This window comes from Microbulbifer sp. ABE4_465, from assembly GCF_056160765.1.
The window spans coordinates 299707-315915 of record NZ_JBSWXV010000003.1; the positions used below are offsets into that span (position 1 = coordinate 299707).

Annotated in this window: 16 protein-coding genes; 15 read left to right on the plus strand and 1 reads right to left on the minus strand. The window is 59.1% G+C overall.

The window, feature by feature from the left end:
- The first annotated feature begins 1 nt into the window (after position 1).
- The 15 genes from hscA to ACXAG1_RS08365 all read left to right on the plus strand — a co-directional run bounded on the left by hscA (position 2) and on the right by ACXAG1_RS08365 (position 15818).
- Positions 2 to 1882 (plus strand): Fe-S protein assembly chaperone HscA, encoded by a 1881-nt coding sequence (hscA, locus tag ACXAG1_RS08295; RefSeq protein ID WP_475119462.1) that lies wholly within the window; start codon positions 2 to 4, stop codon positions 1880 to 1882.
- A 30-nt stretch (positions 1883 to 1912) separates the two neighbouring features.
- Positions 1913 to 2251, plus strand: a complete 339-nt coding sequence (gene fdx / locus ACXAG1_RS08300; protein ID WP_043317355.1) for an ISC system 2Fe-2S type ferredoxin — start codon at positions 1913 to 1915, stop codon at positions 2249 to 2251.
- 11 nt (positions 2252 to 2262) lie between these two features.
- Positions 2263 to 2457 carry a Fe-S cluster assembly protein IscX gene (gene iscX / locus ACXAG1_RS08305; RefSeq protein ID WP_475093656.1) on the plus strand — a complete coding sequence of 65 codons (195 nt, stop codon included), beginning with the start codon at positions 2263 to 2265 and terminating at the stop codon, positions 2455 to 2457.
- Positions 2458 to 2754: 297 nt separating this feature from the next.
- Positions 2755 to 3180 carry a nucleoside-diphosphate kinase gene (ndk, locus tag ACXAG1_RS08310; RefSeq protein ID WP_475093655.1) on the plus strand — a complete coding sequence of 142 codons (426 nt, stop codon included), beginning with the start codon at positions 2755 to 2757 and terminating at the stop codon, positions 3178 to 3180.
- Positions 3181 to 3264: 84 nt separating this feature from the next.
- Positions 3265 to 4410: a dual-specificity RNA methyltransferase RlmN gene (gene rlmN, locus ACXAG1_RS08315; RefSeq protein WP_475093654.1), complete on the plus strand. Its 1146-nt coding sequence runs from the start codon at positions 3265 to 3267 to the stop codon at positions 4408 to 4410.
- A gap of 81 nt (positions 4411 to 4491) precedes the next feature.
- Positions 4492 to 5274 (plus strand): type IV pilus biogenesis/stability protein PilW, encoded by a 783-nt coding sequence (pilW, locus tag ACXAG1_RS08320; protein ID WP_475093653.1) that lies wholly within the window; start codon positions 4492 to 4494, stop codon positions 5272 to 5274.
- Positions 5264 to 6322 (plus strand): RodZ domain-containing protein, encoded by a 1059-nt coding sequence (locus tag ACXAG1_RS08325; RefSeq protein ID WP_475119463.1) that lies wholly within the window; start codon positions 5264 to 5266, stop codon positions 6320 to 6322. Before pilW ends, ACXAG1_RS08325 begins: the two co-directional genes overlap by 11 nt.
- Before the next feature lie 264 nt (positions 6323 to 6586).
- Positions 6587 to 7708, plus strand: a complete 1122-nt coding sequence (gene ispG, locus ACXAG1_RS08330) for a flavodoxin-dependent (E)-4-hydroxy-3-methylbut-2-enyl-diphosphate synthase (protein WP_475093651.1) — start codon at positions 6587 to 6589, stop codon at positions 7706 to 7708.
- Between the two features lie 213 nt (positions 7709 to 7921).
- A complete protein-coding gene (hisS, locus tag ACXAG1_RS08335) occupies positions 7922 to 9184 on the plus strand; it encodes a histidine--tRNA ligase (RefSeq protein ID WP_475119464.1) in 1263 nt (420 codons plus the stop codon).
- Between the two features lie 89 nt (positions 9185 to 9273).
- Entirely contained in the window at positions 9274 to 10017 is a 744-nt protein-coding gene (locus ACXAG1_RS08340; protein WP_475119465.1) for a YfgM family protein, read from the plus strand.
- Positions 10014 to 11198 carry an outer membrane protein assembly factor BamB gene (gene bamB / locus ACXAG1_RS08345; RefSeq protein ID WP_475119466.1) on the plus strand — a complete coding sequence of 395 codons (1185 nt, stop codon included), beginning with the start codon at positions 10014 to 10016 and terminating at the stop codon, positions 11196 to 11198. Before ACXAG1_RS08340 ends, bamB begins: the two co-directional genes overlap by 4 nt.
- 223 nt (positions 11199 to 11421) lie before the next feature.
- Positions 11422 to 12816: a ribosome biogenesis GTPase Der gene (der, locus tag ACXAG1_RS08350; protein ID WP_475093647.1), complete on the plus strand. Its 1395-nt coding sequence runs from the start codon at positions 11422 to 11424 to the stop codon at positions 12814 to 12816.
- A gap of 183 nt (positions 12817 to 12999) precedes the next feature.
- Positions 13000 to 14457, plus strand: coding sequence for an NAD-dependent succinate-semialdehyde dehydrogenase (locus tag ACXAG1_RS08355; RefSeq protein WP_475093646.1), 1458 nt, complete (start codon positions 13000 to 13002; stop codon positions 14455 to 14457).
- 144 nt (positions 14458 to 14601) lie between these two features.
- Complete coding sequence (gene tsaA / locus ACXAG1_RS08360) at positions 14602 to 15324, plus strand: tRNA (N6-threonylcarbamoyladenosine(37)-N6)-methyltransferase TrmO (RefSeq protein WP_475119467.1); 723 nt, start codon at positions 14602 to 14604, stop codon at positions 15322 to 15324.
- A complete protein-coding gene (locus ACXAG1_RS08365) occupies positions 15321 to 15818 on the plus strand; it encodes a protein disulfide oxidoreductase (RefSeq protein WP_475119468.1) in 498 nt (165 codons plus the stop codon). Before tsaA ends, ACXAG1_RS08365 begins: the two co-directional genes overlap by 4 nt.
- A 151-nt stretch (positions 15819 to 15969) precedes the next feature.
- On the opposite strand, the gene yacG is transcribed toward ACXAG1_RS08365, so the two are convergent.
- Positions 15970 to 16203, minus strand: coding sequence for a DNA gyrase inhibitor YacG (gene yacG, locus ACXAG1_RS08370; RefSeq protein ID WP_475093643.1), 234 nt, complete (start codon positions 16201 to 16203; stop codon positions 15970 to 15972).
- Positions 16204 to 16209: the final 6 nt, after the last annotated feature.

Here is a 16209-nt window from a genome sequence, read left to right on the forward strand (position 1 = left end):
TATGGCATTACTGCAGATCTCCGAACCCGGCCAGACCCCCGAACCCCACGAGCGCAAGCGCGCCGTAGGCATCGACCTCGGCACCACCAATTCCCTGGTGGCAACGGTGCGCAGCGGCTCTGCACAAGCGCTGCCCGCGGAAGATGGCAAATCCATTCTGCCCTCTGCGGTGCGCTACACCGAGCAGGGCGTGGAAGTGGGCTACGGGGCGCGCGCCGCCGCCGGTGAAGATCCTTACAACACCCTTATTTCCATCAAGCGTCTGATGGGGCGTGGCATCGCCGATATCAAACACTTCGGCGAGCAACTGCCGTACAAATTCCGCGAAGACACTTCCGGCATGCCGTCCATCGAAACGGTGGCCGGTGCAGTGAACCCGGTGCAGGTGTCTGCGGAAATCCTCAAGGTTCTCGCAGAGCGCGGTGCCGAGTCCCTGGGCGGCCCGCTGGACGGTGCCGTGATCACCGTGCCCGCGTATTTCGATGACGCCCAGCGCCAGGCCACCAAGGACGCCGCCAAACTGGCGGGGCTGAAAGTGCTGCGCCTGCTGAACGAGCCTACCGCCGCGGCGGTAGCCTACGGCCTCGACAAGGCCGACGACGGCAGCGATGTAGGCGACAAAACCATCGCCGTTTACGACCTCGGCGGCGGCACCTTCGATATTTCCATTCTGCGCCTGTCCAAAGGCGTATTTGAGGTTCTGTCTACCGGTGGCGACAGTGCCCTTGGCGGTGATGATTTTGACCGCGCCGTGGCCGAGTGGATGGCGGCGGAAGCGGGGCTCGGTACCGACCTCGACGCCGGCACCCAGCGCAAACTGCTGAATGCCGCCTGTGCCGCCAAAGAGGCACTGGCCGCCGAGGCTTCGGTGGCGGTCGCATACGGTGACTGGTCCGCGCAACTGGATCGCGTCAAACTCGCCGAGCTGCTGGATCCGCTGATCAGTAAAACCCAGCGCGCCTGCAAGCGTGCCCTGCGCGATGCGGATCTCACCGCGGACGACGTGGAAGAGGTGGTGCTGGTGGGCGGCTCTACCCGCACCCTGCGTGTGCGGGAGAAAGTGCAGGAATTTTTCGGTCGCGAGCCCCATGCGGATATCGACCCGGATCAGGTGGTCGCCATCGGTGCGGCGATTCAGGCGGATGTACTCGTCGGCAACAAATCTCGTGAAGACTTGCTGTTGCTCGATGTGATTCCGCTGTCCCTCGGTATCGAGACCATGGGTGGGCTCACCGAGAAACTGATTCACCGCAACACCACCATTCCCGTGGCCAAGGCCCAGGAATTCACCACTTTCAAAGACGGCCAGACCGCCATGGCCATTCACGTGGTGCAGGGCGAGCGCGAGCTGGTGAGCGACTGCCGTTCCCTGGCTCGTTTCGAACTGCGCGGCATCCCGCCCATGGTGGCCGGTGCCGCGCATATCCGCGTGACCTATCAGGTGGATGCGGATGGTCTGTTGTCCGTCACCGCCATGGAAAAGAGCAGCGGTGTGCAGGCGGATATCACCGTCAAGCCATCCTACGGCCTTGAGGATTCCGAAATCACCCGCATGTTGCAGGACTCCTACGCCAACGCCGAGGAAGATATTGCGGTGCGCGCCCAGCGCGAGGCCCAGGTGGAAGCGGAGCGTACCCTGGAGGCGATGCTTGTTGCCTTGCAGGAAAATGGTGCGGAACTGCTGAGCGAGAGTGAACTCGGCGAGCTTGAGCGCGGTATGGAAGCCCTGCGCCTGGCCCATAACGGCGGCACCGCGGAAGAGATTCGCTCCCGTATCGACGAGCTGAACGCGCTTTCCGAACCCTTCGCAGCGCGCCGCATGGATGCTTCCATCAAGCGCGCCATGCAGGGCCACAGTCTGGATGAATTCGACAAGCCCTGAGGGCGGTCGCGATTAATAGAGAAATAAGTTATGCCGAAAATCGTATTCCTACCCCACGAAGAGCTGTGTCCCGATGGCAAGGTGATTGAAGTGGAGCCGGGCATCAGCGTGTGCGACGCCGCATTGAAAAACGGCGTGGACATTGAGCACGCCTGTGAAAAGGCCTGCGCCTGCACCACCTGCCACGTGATCGTGCGCGAGGGCTTTGATTCCCTGGGCGAGCCGGACGAGCTGGAAGAGGATCTGCTGGACAAGGCCTGGGGCCTGGAGCCGGAATCCCGCCTGTCCTGTCAGGCGATTGTGGATAAAGAAGACCTGGTGGTCGAGATTCCCAAGTACACCATCAATCAGGTTTCCGAAAAACACTGAGGGCTGCCGGTATGAAATGGACCGACATTCACGACATCGCCATCGAGCTCAGCGATGCCTACCCGGACAAGGATCCGTTGACGGTCAACTTCGTTGACCTGCGCAAGTGGGTGATGGATTTGCCGGAATTCGACGACGATCCCGACCGCTGCGGCGAGAAGATCCTCGAGGCCATCCAGGCCGCGTGGATCGAAGAAAACGAGTAACCTCCCCGTCGTCATGCCGGACTCGATCCGGCATCCAGCGCTACGGAGCGCTGTTCCCTGGATCCCGGGTCAAGCCCGGGATGACGTGTAGGAAGCCGAATCAAACAGTACAAACTTCATCAATCAACGCGTATAATCCGCGCTCCGCGAACCCGGATTGGTTAATTAATCAACAGTTTGCGCGGTGAGAGAATCTAGGGAAGAGCAGCCATGGCCTGAGTAGATTTGGCCCTGAGTTGCTCTTTTCGTATCTGTCTTAAGACAAATTTTTTGCAAAACCTAGAAATGGAGAAAATCATGGCCGTGGAACGTACCCTGTCCATCATCAAGCCGGACGCCGTAGCCAAGAACGTTATCGGTGAAATCGAGAGCCGCTTCGAGAAAGCGGGCCTGCGCGTTGTTGCCATGAAGATGGTTCAGCTGTCTCAGGAGAAAGCGGAAGGTTTCTACGCTGAGCACAAAGAGCGTCCTTTCTTTAAAGACCTGGTTGAATTCATGACTTCTGGCCCGGTTGTTGTACAGGTTCTGGAAGGCGAGAACGCCATCCTGGCCAACCGCGACCTGATGGGCGCCACCAACCCGAAAGAAGCCGACGCTGGCACCATCCGTGCAGACTTCGCTGACAGCATCGACGCCAACGCGGTACACGGTTCCGACTCCGCTGCTTCTGCCGAGCGCGAAGTAAGCTACTTCTTCTCTTCCGAAGAAATCTGCGCGCGCTAATTCAGCCTGTGCAACAGTAGGGGCCTGTCCGCAGGCCTCTACAGCTACTCCAAATTCGCACCGCAATCGGTGCAAGGTGAACCCATGACCGAAGTACAAACTGCTGTACAAACCGAAAAAGTGAACCTGCTGGGGCTGTCCGTAGACAAGCTCGCGGACTTCTTTGCCGGTTTGGGCGAAAAGCGCTTCCGCGCGGTACAGGTCCTGAAGTGGATTCACCAGAATGGCGCGGATGATTTCGAGCAGATGACCAATGTCAGCAAGGCCATGCGCGCCAAGCTGTCCGAGATCGCCGAAATCCGTGCCCCCAAAGTCCTCAAGCAGATGGACTCCGCCGACGGCACCCGCAAATGGCTCATCGAAGTCGCCGGCGGCAATGTGATCGAGACCGTCTATATCCCCGATGGTGACCGCGGCACTTTATGTGTGTCCTCCCAGGTGGGCTGCTCCCTGGACTGCAGCTTCTGCGCCACCGGCAAGCAGGGCTTCAACCGCGACCTGACCGCCGCTGAGATCATCGGTCAGGTGTGGATCGCGTGTAAATCCTTCGGCCAATTGCAGCCGAACGGACCGCGCAAGGTGACCAACGTGGTGATGATGGGCATGGGCGAGCCCCTGCTCAACTTCGACAACGTGGTCGACTCCATGAACCTGATGATGGAAGACAATGCCTACGGCATCTCCAAGCGTCGGGTAACTCTGAGCACCTCCGGTGTGGTACCGGCTCTGGATCGCCTGGCGGAAGTGACCGATGTCAGCCTGGCCATCTCCCTGCACGCGCCCAATGACGAGCTGCGCAACGAGCTGGTACCGATCAACAAGAAGTACCCCATTGCCATGCTGCTCGACAGCGCCAAGCGCTATATCGAGAACATGCCGGACAATCATCGCAAGATGACCATCGAGTACACCATGATGCGGGAGGTCAACGACCGCCCCGAGCACGCCGAACAACTGGCGGAGCTGCTGCGTGATGTGCCGGTAAAGATAAATCTGATACCCTTTAATCCGTTTGAGCTGTCCGACTATCAGCGGGTCAGCAACAACGCTTTGCGACGTTTTCAACAGATTTTGTTGGACAAAGGCTATACCGTAACCGTGCGTACCACCCGGGGTGATGATATCGCCGCGGCCTGTGGTCAGCTGGCCGGCCAGGTAAACGACCGCACCCGCCGCTCCGAGCGTTATCGCAACGCCGAGCGCCCGGTAAAAATCGTCAACCAGGCATAACGGCTCCGATTGCTTTCGGGCATTGCCGAATGGATTTGGCGTGCGAGGCTGTACGCACCCCATAACCATAAGGTGAGGCTAGTGTTAGCAAGAATTTCCAATCCGGCCCTCCTTGCCGGATTACTGATTACCCTGCTGTTGGGCGGCTGTGTTGCCACCGGTCCCGGTAAGCAGGTCGACCTCGACAAGGCCCGTGAGACCCATATCCAGCTCGGACTGCGCTATCTGCAAAGTGGTAGCGACAACCGCGAGATGGCCCGCCATCACTTCCAGGAAGCCCTCAAGCTGGGGAAGAGAGACCCTCAGGCCCACCACGGACTCGCCCTGTTGTATCAGGCGGATGGCGAGTTGGCTGTTGCGGAGTCCCATTTCGAAAAAGCGCTGCGCTATGACCGCAGTTTTTCCATGGCCAGGGTTAATTACGGCGTTTTCCTTTACCAGCAGGAGCGGTATCAGGAGGCTCGGGAGCAGTTCAAGGTCGCCTCTGAGGACCTGACCTACAATCGTCGCTCGTATGCGCTGGCCAATCTGGGCCGCGCCGAGCTCCGATTGCACGCACTGGAGGGAGCCGAGCAGGCGTTTACCAAGGCGCTGTCGCTGAGCCCCGGCCTGCCTGTGGCGCTGCTCGAACTGGCCGAACTCAAGTTCGAGAAGCAGGATTACACCCAGGCCAAGCAATATCTGGATCGCTTCAGTGAAAAGAACCGGCAGGTGCCGCAATCCCTGTGGCTGGGAATCCGCATCGAAAAAATCTTTGGCAATCGTGACAAGGAAAGAAGTTACGCCCTGGCGTTAAAGAATCTCTTTCCCTATTCAGCGGAAACGCTGAAATATCAGCAGATGATGGCCGAAAATGAGCAGTAATAATCCGATTTCAGAGCCGGTCCAGGAGGCCGTCGATTCCGTATCCGTCGGTGACCAGTTACGCCTTGCCCGCGAGCAGGCCGGGCTGGGGATTGATGAGCTGGCGAGTCGTCTGTGCATGACGTCAGACAAGCTGGAAGCGCTGGAGCAGAACGATTTTGCCCGCCTAGCCGGTGCCACCTATGTGCGTGGTTATATTCGCAATGCGTGCAAGGAGCTGGGCCTGGATTGCGCCCCGGTGCTGGATGCCTTTGCGCAGCAGGTGCCCTCGCAGGCGGCGGTCCACGTGCCGGAAATGCCTCGCGGTGCTGTAATGCCCCGTGGCGCTCAGCAAAGCGAGGGAGGCTCACTATTTGGGCCCGCTGTGCTGGTGCTGGCCATTGCGGCCGCGGGTGGCTTCTGGTGGTTTGGCCTGCAGGGCGGAAGTACCGCGCCGGCGGTCGACCCCGCGATTGTCGAGGCAACCTCTGAGCAGAGTTTTACCACCGAGGCGAACCCGCTACCGGTGGAGGATGTCGAGCCCGAATTTGAGTCGTTTGCTGCTGAATCAGGGTCGGTTGACCAAGAACCCGTTGAGCCAAAGTCAGTTGATGAGGGCGCGGTGGAGGTTACTTCCGAGATTGAGGATCTGCCACAAACCGGTGCAGAACTGGAGGTTGCTGAAAATGCGTCTTCCGAAGCGATTGCAGAACCCGACACAGTAACTGCAGCCCAATCTGTAGTGGTTGAGCCCGCAGCGAGTCATGAGCCCGTTGCGGTCGCAGAAGCACCTGCGATCACCGCAGAGACCGCTGCAAACATCGCGCCGGGTCAGGAGCTGTCGCTGACATTCAGCGAAGAGTCCTGGGTGGAAGTAACCGATGCTACGGGCAATAAACTGCTGGCGAAGCTGCAGCCTGCCGGTTCGACCGTTGAGCTGACCGGCGAGGCACCTTTTAATCTGATGCTGGGCAATGCCGCCGCCACCACTGTCAGCTATGCCGGTGAAGTGGTGGACAGCGCCCCGCTGGGCAATCGCCGCACCCGTAAGCTCACTGTGGGCGGCTGAAGCTAAGTCGGCTTGGTCGTGCGGCGACCTCTTAGAATCGTAGCGAGCGGGTGCCTGGTGGTGCCCGCCGGAGCGCAGAAAGCGGAGTGTATGGTTAATACATGAGCATTTGACCGGGCTGGCGCACCAGCACCGCCGGGGGCCGCCAGGCACTCGCGCAGTAGATTCTATGAGGTGGCCTGTAGGTTTGCGCCCAATCTATCTATAATCTCCCCGTTTTTTTACCGTCACCCACACCCGCTTAAAGCCAACGCAGGTTCTGTTATGCAGTTCGAGTCACCCATAGTTCGCCGCGTGTCACGCCAGATCATGGTGGGCAATGTGCCGGTCGGCGGTGGTGCGCCCATCTCCGTGCAGAGCATGACCAACACCGAGACCTGCGATGTGGCCGCCACGGTGGACCAGATTCAGCGCCTGGAGAAGGCGGGCGCGGATATCGTGCGGGTGTCGGTCCCGTCCATGGAGGCTGCGGAAGCTTTCGGCGAGATTAAAAAGCAAGTGGCTGTACCGCTGGTGGCGGATATCCATTTTGATTACCGCATCGCCCTGCGTGTCGCAGACCTGGGCGTGGATTGTCTGCGCATTAATCCGGGCAATATCGGCCGTGAAAAGCGTATCCGCGCGGTGGTGGACAAGGCGCGGGATCTGAATATCCCGATCCGCATCGGCGTCAACGCCGGCTCCCTGGAAAAGGACCTGCAGAAAAAATACGGCGAACCCACACCGGATGCACTGGTGGAATCCGCTCTGCGCCACGTAGACATCCTGGACAGCCTGAACTTCCAGGACTTCAAGGTAAGCGTAAAGGCCTCGGATATTTTTATGGCCACCGCCGCCTACCGCAAACTGGCTTCCCAGATTGAGCAGCCGCTGCACCTGGGTATTACCGAAGCCGGTGGCCTGCGCTCCGGTACCGTCAAATCCGCCATCGGCCTCGGTGCCCTATTGCTGGACGGTATCGGCGATACGCTGCGCGTATCGCTCGCCGCGGATCCGGTGGAAGAAGTAAAAGTCGGCTGGGACCTGCTGAAGAGCCTGCGCCTGCGCACCAAGGGCATCAACTTTATTGCCTGCCCCAGCTGCTCGCGCCAGAACTTCGACGTGGTGAAAACCATGAACGAACTGGAAACCCGTCTCGAAGACATCACCACTCCGCTGGATGTGGCGGTGATCGGCTGTATCGTGAACGGCCCGGGCGAAGCAAAAGAGGCGGATATCGGCCTCGCCGGCGGTACCCCGAGCCACGCGATTTACGTGGATGGCCAACCGGACCGCAAATTCAAAAATGAGAACCTGGTGGAAGACCTGGAAAAACTGATCCGCGAAAAGGCCGCTGCCAAAGAGGCCCAGGAAGCGAGCATCATCGCCAAGGAAACCACCGAGTAATTTAGGCATCCCGTCATCCCGGTACCGGATCAAGTCCGGCATGACAAGGCGATCCGGGATCCAGCTCCGAAACTGGATACTGGCCTCCGCCGGTATGACGGCACAGCAGAATTTTAGATACATCGTCATCCCGGACTCGATCCGGGATCCAGCTCCGAAACTGGATACCGGCCTCCGCCGGCATGACGACAGAAAAGACGTTAAGGACACCCGTTGAAACAACTTCGCGCCATCCGCGGCATGAATGATCTGCTGCCCACCCAGTCCCCGGTGTGGCAATACGTGGAAAGCACCCTCAGTGAGCTCTTCGCCCGTTACGGCTACAGCGAAATCCGCACGCCGATTCTGGAAGCGACCCAGCTGTTCGCCCGCGCCGTCGGTGAAGCCACCGACATCGTTGAGAAGGAAATGTACTCCTTCGACGACAAGAGCGGCGACAGCGTCACCATGCGCCCGGAAGGCACCGCCGGTACCGTGCGTGCGGCGATCCAGAACAACCTGCTGATTCAGCCCCAGCGCCTCTGGTACTTCGGCCCCATGTTCCGCTACGAGCGCCCGCAGAAAGGCCGCCTGCGTCAATTCCACCAGTTTGGTGTGGAGGTGTTCGGCATTGAAGGTCCGGATATCGACGCGGAGATCCTGATGATGACCGCGCGCCTGTGGAAGCAGCTGGGCGTATCCGAGCATGTCACTCTGCAACTGAACTCCCTCGGCAACAGCGAAAGCCGTGCAGCCTTCCGCGATGCACTGGTGGAATACCTGTCTGCACGCAAGGATCAGCTGGATGAAGACAGTCAGCGCCGGCTGGACAAGAACCCGCTGCGGATTCTCGACAGCAAAAACCAGGATACCCAGGCTCTGCTGGAAGGGGCCCCTTGTCTGCTGGACTTCCTCGACGACGAATCCCGCGCGCATTTCGACCAGCTGCGCGGCTTCCTGGATGCGGCCGGCGTAACCTATGAAGTGAATCCGCGCCTGGTGCGCGGTCTCGACTACTATGGCAAGACGGTTTTCGAATGGGTAACCGATAGCCTGGGCGCCCAGGGCACCGTCTGTGCCGGCGGCCGTTACGACGGCCTGGTGGAACAGATGGGCGGCAAACCCACCCCGGCAGTAGGCTTCGGCCTCGGTGTGGAGCGCCTGGTGCTGTTACTGGAAACCCTGGAAGTGCTGCCAGACACCCTGGATCAGCAGGTGGATGCCTATCTGGTGGCCGTGGGTGATGTACAATCAGCCGCCCTGGCCGCGGCCGAGCAGCTGCGCAGTGATCTGCCCTGGTTGCGCCTGCAGACCCACTGCGGTGGCGGCAGCTTCAAGAGCCAGATGAAGAAGGCCGACAAGAGCAATGCGGATTACGCACTGATCATCGGCGAAGACGAGGCGGCTGCGGGGCAGGTGACGGTGAAGTCCCTGCGTGCAGAGGTCGAGCAGCAGACCGTTGCGGTCTCCGAGCTCGCGGCGCTTTTGCAGAATTAATCTGCCGCGAACGGGTATTGGCCCGCATCGCGCAGAAGATAAAAGATCAACGTTTCAAGACCTGGTATCGGGAATAAGGCAAATAACAAATGGCAGACCATCTGACAGAAGAAGAACAGATTGAATCCATCAAGCGCTGGTGGAAAGAAAATGGTACCGGCATCGTAACCGGCGTTGTACTGGCGCTGACAGCCTACTTCGGTTGGCAGTGGTGGCAGGGAAAAGAGCGCGGTGATGCAGAGGCGGCGTCCAATGTGTACCAGAGCTTTGTAGAAGCCGTTTCCGCCAATGAGGGAAACCCGGATAACAAGCAACTCACCACCGCCCAGTCCCTCGCCCGCGAGCTGAAAGACGACTACGCCAAGCGTATATATGCCACCCAGGCCTCCCTGGAACTGGCGGCACTGGCGGCGAAAGAAAATGATCTGGAAGCGGCGGCTAAAGAATTGCAGTGGGCGCTGGATAACTCCAGTGACGAGGCTCTGAAACTGGTGGCCAAACGCCGTCTTGCGGCGGTAAAAGCCGCTCGCGGTGAAACCGATGAAGCGTTAAAGCTGTTGGACGGTGATGTTCCGCCGGCATTTGCCTCTCTCTATGCTGAGACCCGCGGCGATATCCTGGTACAGCAGGGCGAGAAAGAAGCCGCCCGCGCGGCCTATCAGGAAGCGCGCGCGCAAATCCTGCCTGAGCAGGCCGCCAACACCCGTCTGCTGGACCTGAAAATCGAAAGTCTGGGCGAAGCGCCGCAAACAGATGAAACCAAGGACGCCGCACCGGTGTCTGAATCCGACAACGATTCAGACAATGCAGAAATGGAGAACAACGCGCAATGATAAGCACGTACACCGGTAACCGCTTCGCGGCGGGCAAGACACTCAACCGATTTCTTGCCGTGGCCCTGGCCGCGATGATCAGTGCCTGTGCTTCCAATGATGAAAAGGAAGACACAGACCCGGTGGAGCTCACTGAGATCCATGAAAGTGTAAAACTGCGCGAAGTGTGGTCCACCAATATCGGTGATATTGATGCTCTTCGCTACGCCATGCTGAAGCCCGGCATCACCGACGGAAAGATCATTGCGGCCAACAGCGATGGAGATGTGTACGCTCTGGACCGCGCCACTGGCAAGCGCCTGTGGAAAACCGATGTGGATCAATCCATTGGTGGTGGTGTAGGGGTTGGCCTGGGTTTGGCAGTGGTCGCGGATTTCCGCGGACGTGTAGTGGCGCTGGACCTGAACACCGGTGAACAGCGCTGGAATACCCAGCTCAGCAGCGAAGTCGTTGCAACTCCTGCTGTTGGCGCCGGTATGGTGGTGGTACAAACCGTCGACGGCAAGCTCCTCGGGCTGGACGCCAGCACGGGTGAGCAGCGCTGGCGCCACAATACCGCATTGCCGGTATTGACCCTGCGCGGTACCTCCAGCCCGGTAATTACCGGTGGCGTGGTGTTCGCCGGCCTGGATAATGGCAAGTTGATTGCGCTGAGCGCCACAGATGGTCTTACCCGCTGGGAACAGCGAGTGGCCATTCCTCAGGGTTCTGCAGAACTGGAGCGCGTTGTGGATATCGACGGCGCGCCGCTGGTGCGTGGTGAGCTGGTGTTCGCTGCCAGCTATCAGGGCCGCGTGGTTGCCCTTTCCCGCGAAGACGGCCGCGGCCTCTGGGCCCGTGACGCCTCCACCAACCATGGTGTGGCAGTGGGCGCCGGCCAGGTATTCCTGAGCGGTGCCGACGGCAGTGTCCACGCCTACAATGTGGGTAATGGACAGATTCAGTGGACCAACAGTGAGCTGCTGCGGCGCGAGCTGAGTGGCCCCGCGTATTTTGGTGACGTGGTGGTTGTTGGCGACCTGGATGGTTACCTCCACGCCCTGGATCCAAACACCGGCCGCTTTGTGGGGCGCACCCGTATCGACCGCGACCCGATCCGGATTCCGCTGCTGGCCGACGGCGACTTGCTGTTCGCCCTGTCCGACGACGGTGAACTGGCCGCCCTCCGCCTGGAGCGTTGATTTCGAATCTCGTCATACCGTCCCCGGATCGAGTCCGGCATGACAAAGCGATCCGGTATCCGGTGCCTCGGCGCGGGTCCAGAATCCGCACTGGATCCCGGGTCGAGCCCGGGATGACGACGACAAAACCACACCGGTTTTAAACAATCGCCCGCATTCCGCGGGCGTTCGTATTTCTGGTCGGGCCCAAAACAACCCGCCAGTTTTTGAGTATATTTGAATTATGTTGCCTGTAATCGCCCTGGTAGGGCGCCCCAATGTGGGTAAATCCACCCTGTTCAATCGCCTGACCAAGAGCCGCGACGCCCTTGTGGCTAACTACGCCGGTCTTACCCGCGACCGCAAATACGGCGAGGCCGAATTCGAAGGCCACAAAATGATCCTGGTGGACACCGGGGGTATCAGTGGTGGTGAAGAGGGTATCGACGCCGCCATGGCCCAGCAATCCATGCAGGCCATCGAGGAAGCGGACTTCGTCCTCTTTATGGTGGATTGTCGCGCCGGTTTGACCCCGGCGGATGACATGATCGCCGAGCGCCTGCGCACCCGTTCCAAGCCCACCATTCTCGTGGCTAACAAGGTAGACGGGGTAAACCCGGATATCGCCTTGGCGCCGTTCTACGAGCTGGGTATTGGCGAGCTCTTCCCCACTACCGCCACTCACGGTCGCGGTGTGCGCTCCCTGATGGAGCGGTTAGTAGGTGACCTGCCAGAACCTCCGGAAGAAGAGCAGCCCGACGAAGCCACCGGTATCAAGATCGGAATCGTCGGCCGCCCCAATGTGGGCAAGTCCACCCTGGTAAACCGCCTGTTGGGTGAAGATCGCGTCGTCGTTTTCGACCAGCCCGGTACCACCCGGGATAGCGTGTATATCAACTACACCCGCGATGAAAAGCCCTACACCATCATCGATACCGCAGGTATCCGCCGGCGTAAAAACGTCAAGGAATCCGTGGAGAAGTTCTCCATCGTCAAAACCCTGCAGGCGGTGGAAGACGCCAACGTCGTGGTGCTGGTGATCGACGCCAGTGAAGGCCTGGTGGATCAGGACCTGCACCTGATGGGTACCGTCATCCAGTCCGGCCGCGCACTGGTTGTGGCTCTGAACAAGTGGGACGGTCTGGACCCGGATCATCGCGACTTTGTTAAAACCGAACTGGAGCGCCGCCTGCGCTTTGTTGACTTTGCGGATATTCACTTTATTTCCGCATTGCACGGCACCGGTGTGGGCAACCTGTACCAGTCCATTGAGGCCGCATACCAGTCCGCCACCGACAAGCTCTCCACCAACCACCTGACGCGTATCCTGCAGTGGGCGGTAAGCGAGCACCAACCACCGCTGGTCAACGGCCACCGCATCAAACTGCGCTACGCCCACGCCGGTGGCCAGAATCCACCGGTGATCGTGATCCACGGTAACCAGACCGCGCAGGTGCCCAATCATTACGTCCGCTATCTGGAAAAGACCTACCGCAAAGCTCTGGACCTGCACGGCACGCCGGTGAAAATTGAATTCCGCACCGGTGACAACCCCTACGCGGGTAAGAAAAACAAACTGAGCGACCGCCAGAAAGCCAAGAAGCGCCGCCTGATGAAGTTCGTGAAGAAAAAGAAATAAGTACGATTCGGTTGAAGCGGCGCAGGGGCGCCGCAATACCCTTTAGGTAAGGGCAGAGAAATCAGCCTGAGACTAAAATAGCGGGCACAAACTTCGATGCTAAGGCGCAGCTAGCTGGTGCATATTTATCAGCTAGCTGCGCCGCCCACTAACTTGCCGGCAACCACAAGGAAAGGGCCCCAAATGCTAAATCTCAAGAATCCTGACCTCCTACGCAAACAATCCTACATCAACGGCCAATGGCTGGATGCGGACTCCGGCAACACTCTGGATGTCACCAACCCGGCTACCGGCGAAACCGTCGCCACCATCGCCAGCCTCGGCGCCGATGAAACCCGCCGTGCTATCGAGGCCGCCAACGCAGCCTGGCCCGCCTGGCGCGAACTCACCGTCAAACAGCGTGCAAAAGTCCTGCGCGACTGGTACAACCTGATTATCGAAAACGTCGACGATCTGGCCGCGATTCTCACCGCAGAGCAGGGCAAACCCCTCGCGGAAGCCAAAACCGAAATCACCTACGGCGCCAACTATCTGGAATGGTTTTCCGAGGAAGCCAAGCGCGCTTACGGCGATGTGATCGCGCCGCCATCCAAAGACAAACGCATCGTTGCCATCAAACAGCCGGTTGGCGTCACCGCATCGATCACCCCATGGAATTTCCCCAGCGCTATGATCGCGCGCAAGGTCGCCCCGGCACTCGCCGCCGGTTGTACCTTTATCGCCAAGCCCGCGTCGGAAACCCCTTTGTCTGCCCTGGCCCTCGCCGTGCTCGCAGAAAAAGCTGGCGTCCCCAAAGGTGTATTCAATGTGGTGGTAGGTAAAAGCTCCCGGGAAATTGGCGGTGAGATGACGTCCAACCCGCTGGTGCGGAAATTTACCTTCACCGGCTCCACCGCAGTAGGTAAGCAACTGGAAGCCCAGTGTGCCGAGACCATGAAGAAAACCTCCATGGAGCTCGGTGGCAATGCACCGTTTATCGTATTCGACGATGCGGATATCGATGAAGCCGTAAAAGGCGCCATCGTCTGTAAATACCGCAACGCCGGCCAAACCTGCGTGTGCGCCAACCGCATTCTGGTGCAGGAAGGCGTGTACGAAGAATTCGCGAAAAAATTCTCCGCCGCGGTTAATGAATTGAAAATGGGCAATGGCGCGGAAGAGGGCATCGAAGTCGGCCCCATGATCAACTCGGGTGCCGTAGACGATGTAAAAGCCCTTGTGGAAGATGCCCTGAGCAAAGGCGCCAAAGCCCTGATCGACGGCGGCCCCAGCGAAATGGGTGAGTGCTTCTTTACCCCCACCGTACTGGCGGACGCCGATGACACCATGCGCCTGTTCAAAGAAGAAATTTTCGGCCCGGTCGCGCCCCTGTTCAAATTCAAAACCGAACAGGAAGCCATCCAGATGGCCAACGACACCGAGTTCGGTCTCGCTTCGTATTTCTACTCAAGAGATATAGGCCGTATCTGGCGCGTCGCCGAAGGCCTGGAGTACGGCATGGTCGGTATCAACGAAGGCATCATTTCCAATGAAATGGCCCCCTTCGGTGGCATCAAGGAGTCCGGCAGCGGCCGCGAAGGTTCCAAGTACGGCATCGACGACTACCTGGAAATCAAATACCTGTGTATGGGTGGTATCTAGCGCTCGTCATACCCGCGCGTCATGCCGGCGAATGCCGGTATCCAGAGCATTGGCACCGAGGCCGCTTCGTACCACCAACACTGGATCCCGGATCGCTTTGTCATGCCGGACTCGATCCGGTAACGGGATGACGTACAAAATAGAATGAACATTACTCCCATCGCCACCACCCACTCCTGCTTCACGGAAAAATTCGGCATCCCCCGCCAGCCCCTGCTGGCGGATGCCAGCCGCGCATCTATCGAACTATTGCCCCCCTACAACGACCCCGAAGCCGTCGTTGGCCTGGAACAGCACAGCCACCTGTGGCTCACCTGGCAATTCCACCAGGTCGCCGGCCAATGGTCCCCCAAAGTGCGTCCACCGCGCCTCGGCGGTAACAAAAAAATCGGCGTATTCGCCACGCGCTCACCATTCCGTCCAAACAATATTGGTTTGTCGGTAGTGCGCCTGATCGAAGTTCGGGTGACGGATGAAAAAGCGGGCACCAAAGTCGAACTGATCGTCGCCGGCGCCGACTTGCTAAACGGCACCCCGATTCTGGATATCAAACCCTATATTCCCTACGCCGACAGCGTACCGAATGCTTCCAGCGAACTGGCCGAGTCAGCGCCTCCTGCCGCTATCGTAACTATCCCCGAAGATATTCGTACCGCGGCCAAAAACTATAGCGATGATTGGGGAACAGACTTCTTGGAATTGATTACACAGGTGCTCGCGCAAGACCCCAAACCAGCCTATCAAAAGCCAGACCCCGAACGGGTTTATGGAATGGCGCTGTGCGGGTTCAACCTGCAATGGCGTTATGATGGCGATGAAATTCAGGTGGTGGGGCTCGACACATTGACAGAGGGGGCAGGGCAGTGAACGTTAAACGGGTACTCTGGTCGCTCACCAAGTTTTTAGTTCTTGCGGCCGTAGTCGTTACCGCCGTCTCCTGGTACCACAGCCGCAATATGCCCAAAGGTATAGCGCCGGATTTGTTGGCGCCGGACATCAACGGCCAGCTCATCAGCCTGCAGAAAATGACCCAGAAAGGCCCGGTGCTGATTTACTTCTGGGCCACCTGGTGTGGCTACTGCCGCGTCGTCTCCCCCGCAGTGTCCGAGTTATCCACAAATCACCAGGTAATCACCATCGCCCTACAGTCCGGCACCCCGGATGAAGTGGCCAACTACCAGCAAAAACACAACCTTAACTTCCGTACCATCAACGACCCCGCCGGTGCCCTCAGTGCAAGCTGGGGCCTACAGGTAACCCCGACCATTGCGATTGTAGATACAGAAGGAAAGGTCAGCACAGTGACCTCGGGGATGACATCAAGACTCGGGCTCAAAGCCAGACTCTGGCTAGCCAACTGAGTTGCGCGAACCCGTCACGCCGGAATCGATCCACTATCGTCATGCCGGACTTGATCCTCTCTCGTCATGCCGGACTTGATCCGGCATCCAGCTCCTCAGACCCTCCCGGCCACACTGGATCCCGGGTCAAGCCCGGGATGACGAGGCGGTCTCAATGCCGCGTCTTGCTAGGATCCAAATCCTCACTCATCACATCATCAAACACCGGCTGCCCCGGAATCTTGTGCCCCTCGCTGGCCCACTCACCGAGGTCAATCAGTTTACAGCGCTCACAGCAAAACGGCCGGTAAGGATTGGAGGAGCTCCACTCCATCGGCTTTTTGCAGGTGGGGCAGGCTACGGTGGGTTTGTCGGAATGAGAATCGGGGGAAGGACGGTCAGACATAAGAAC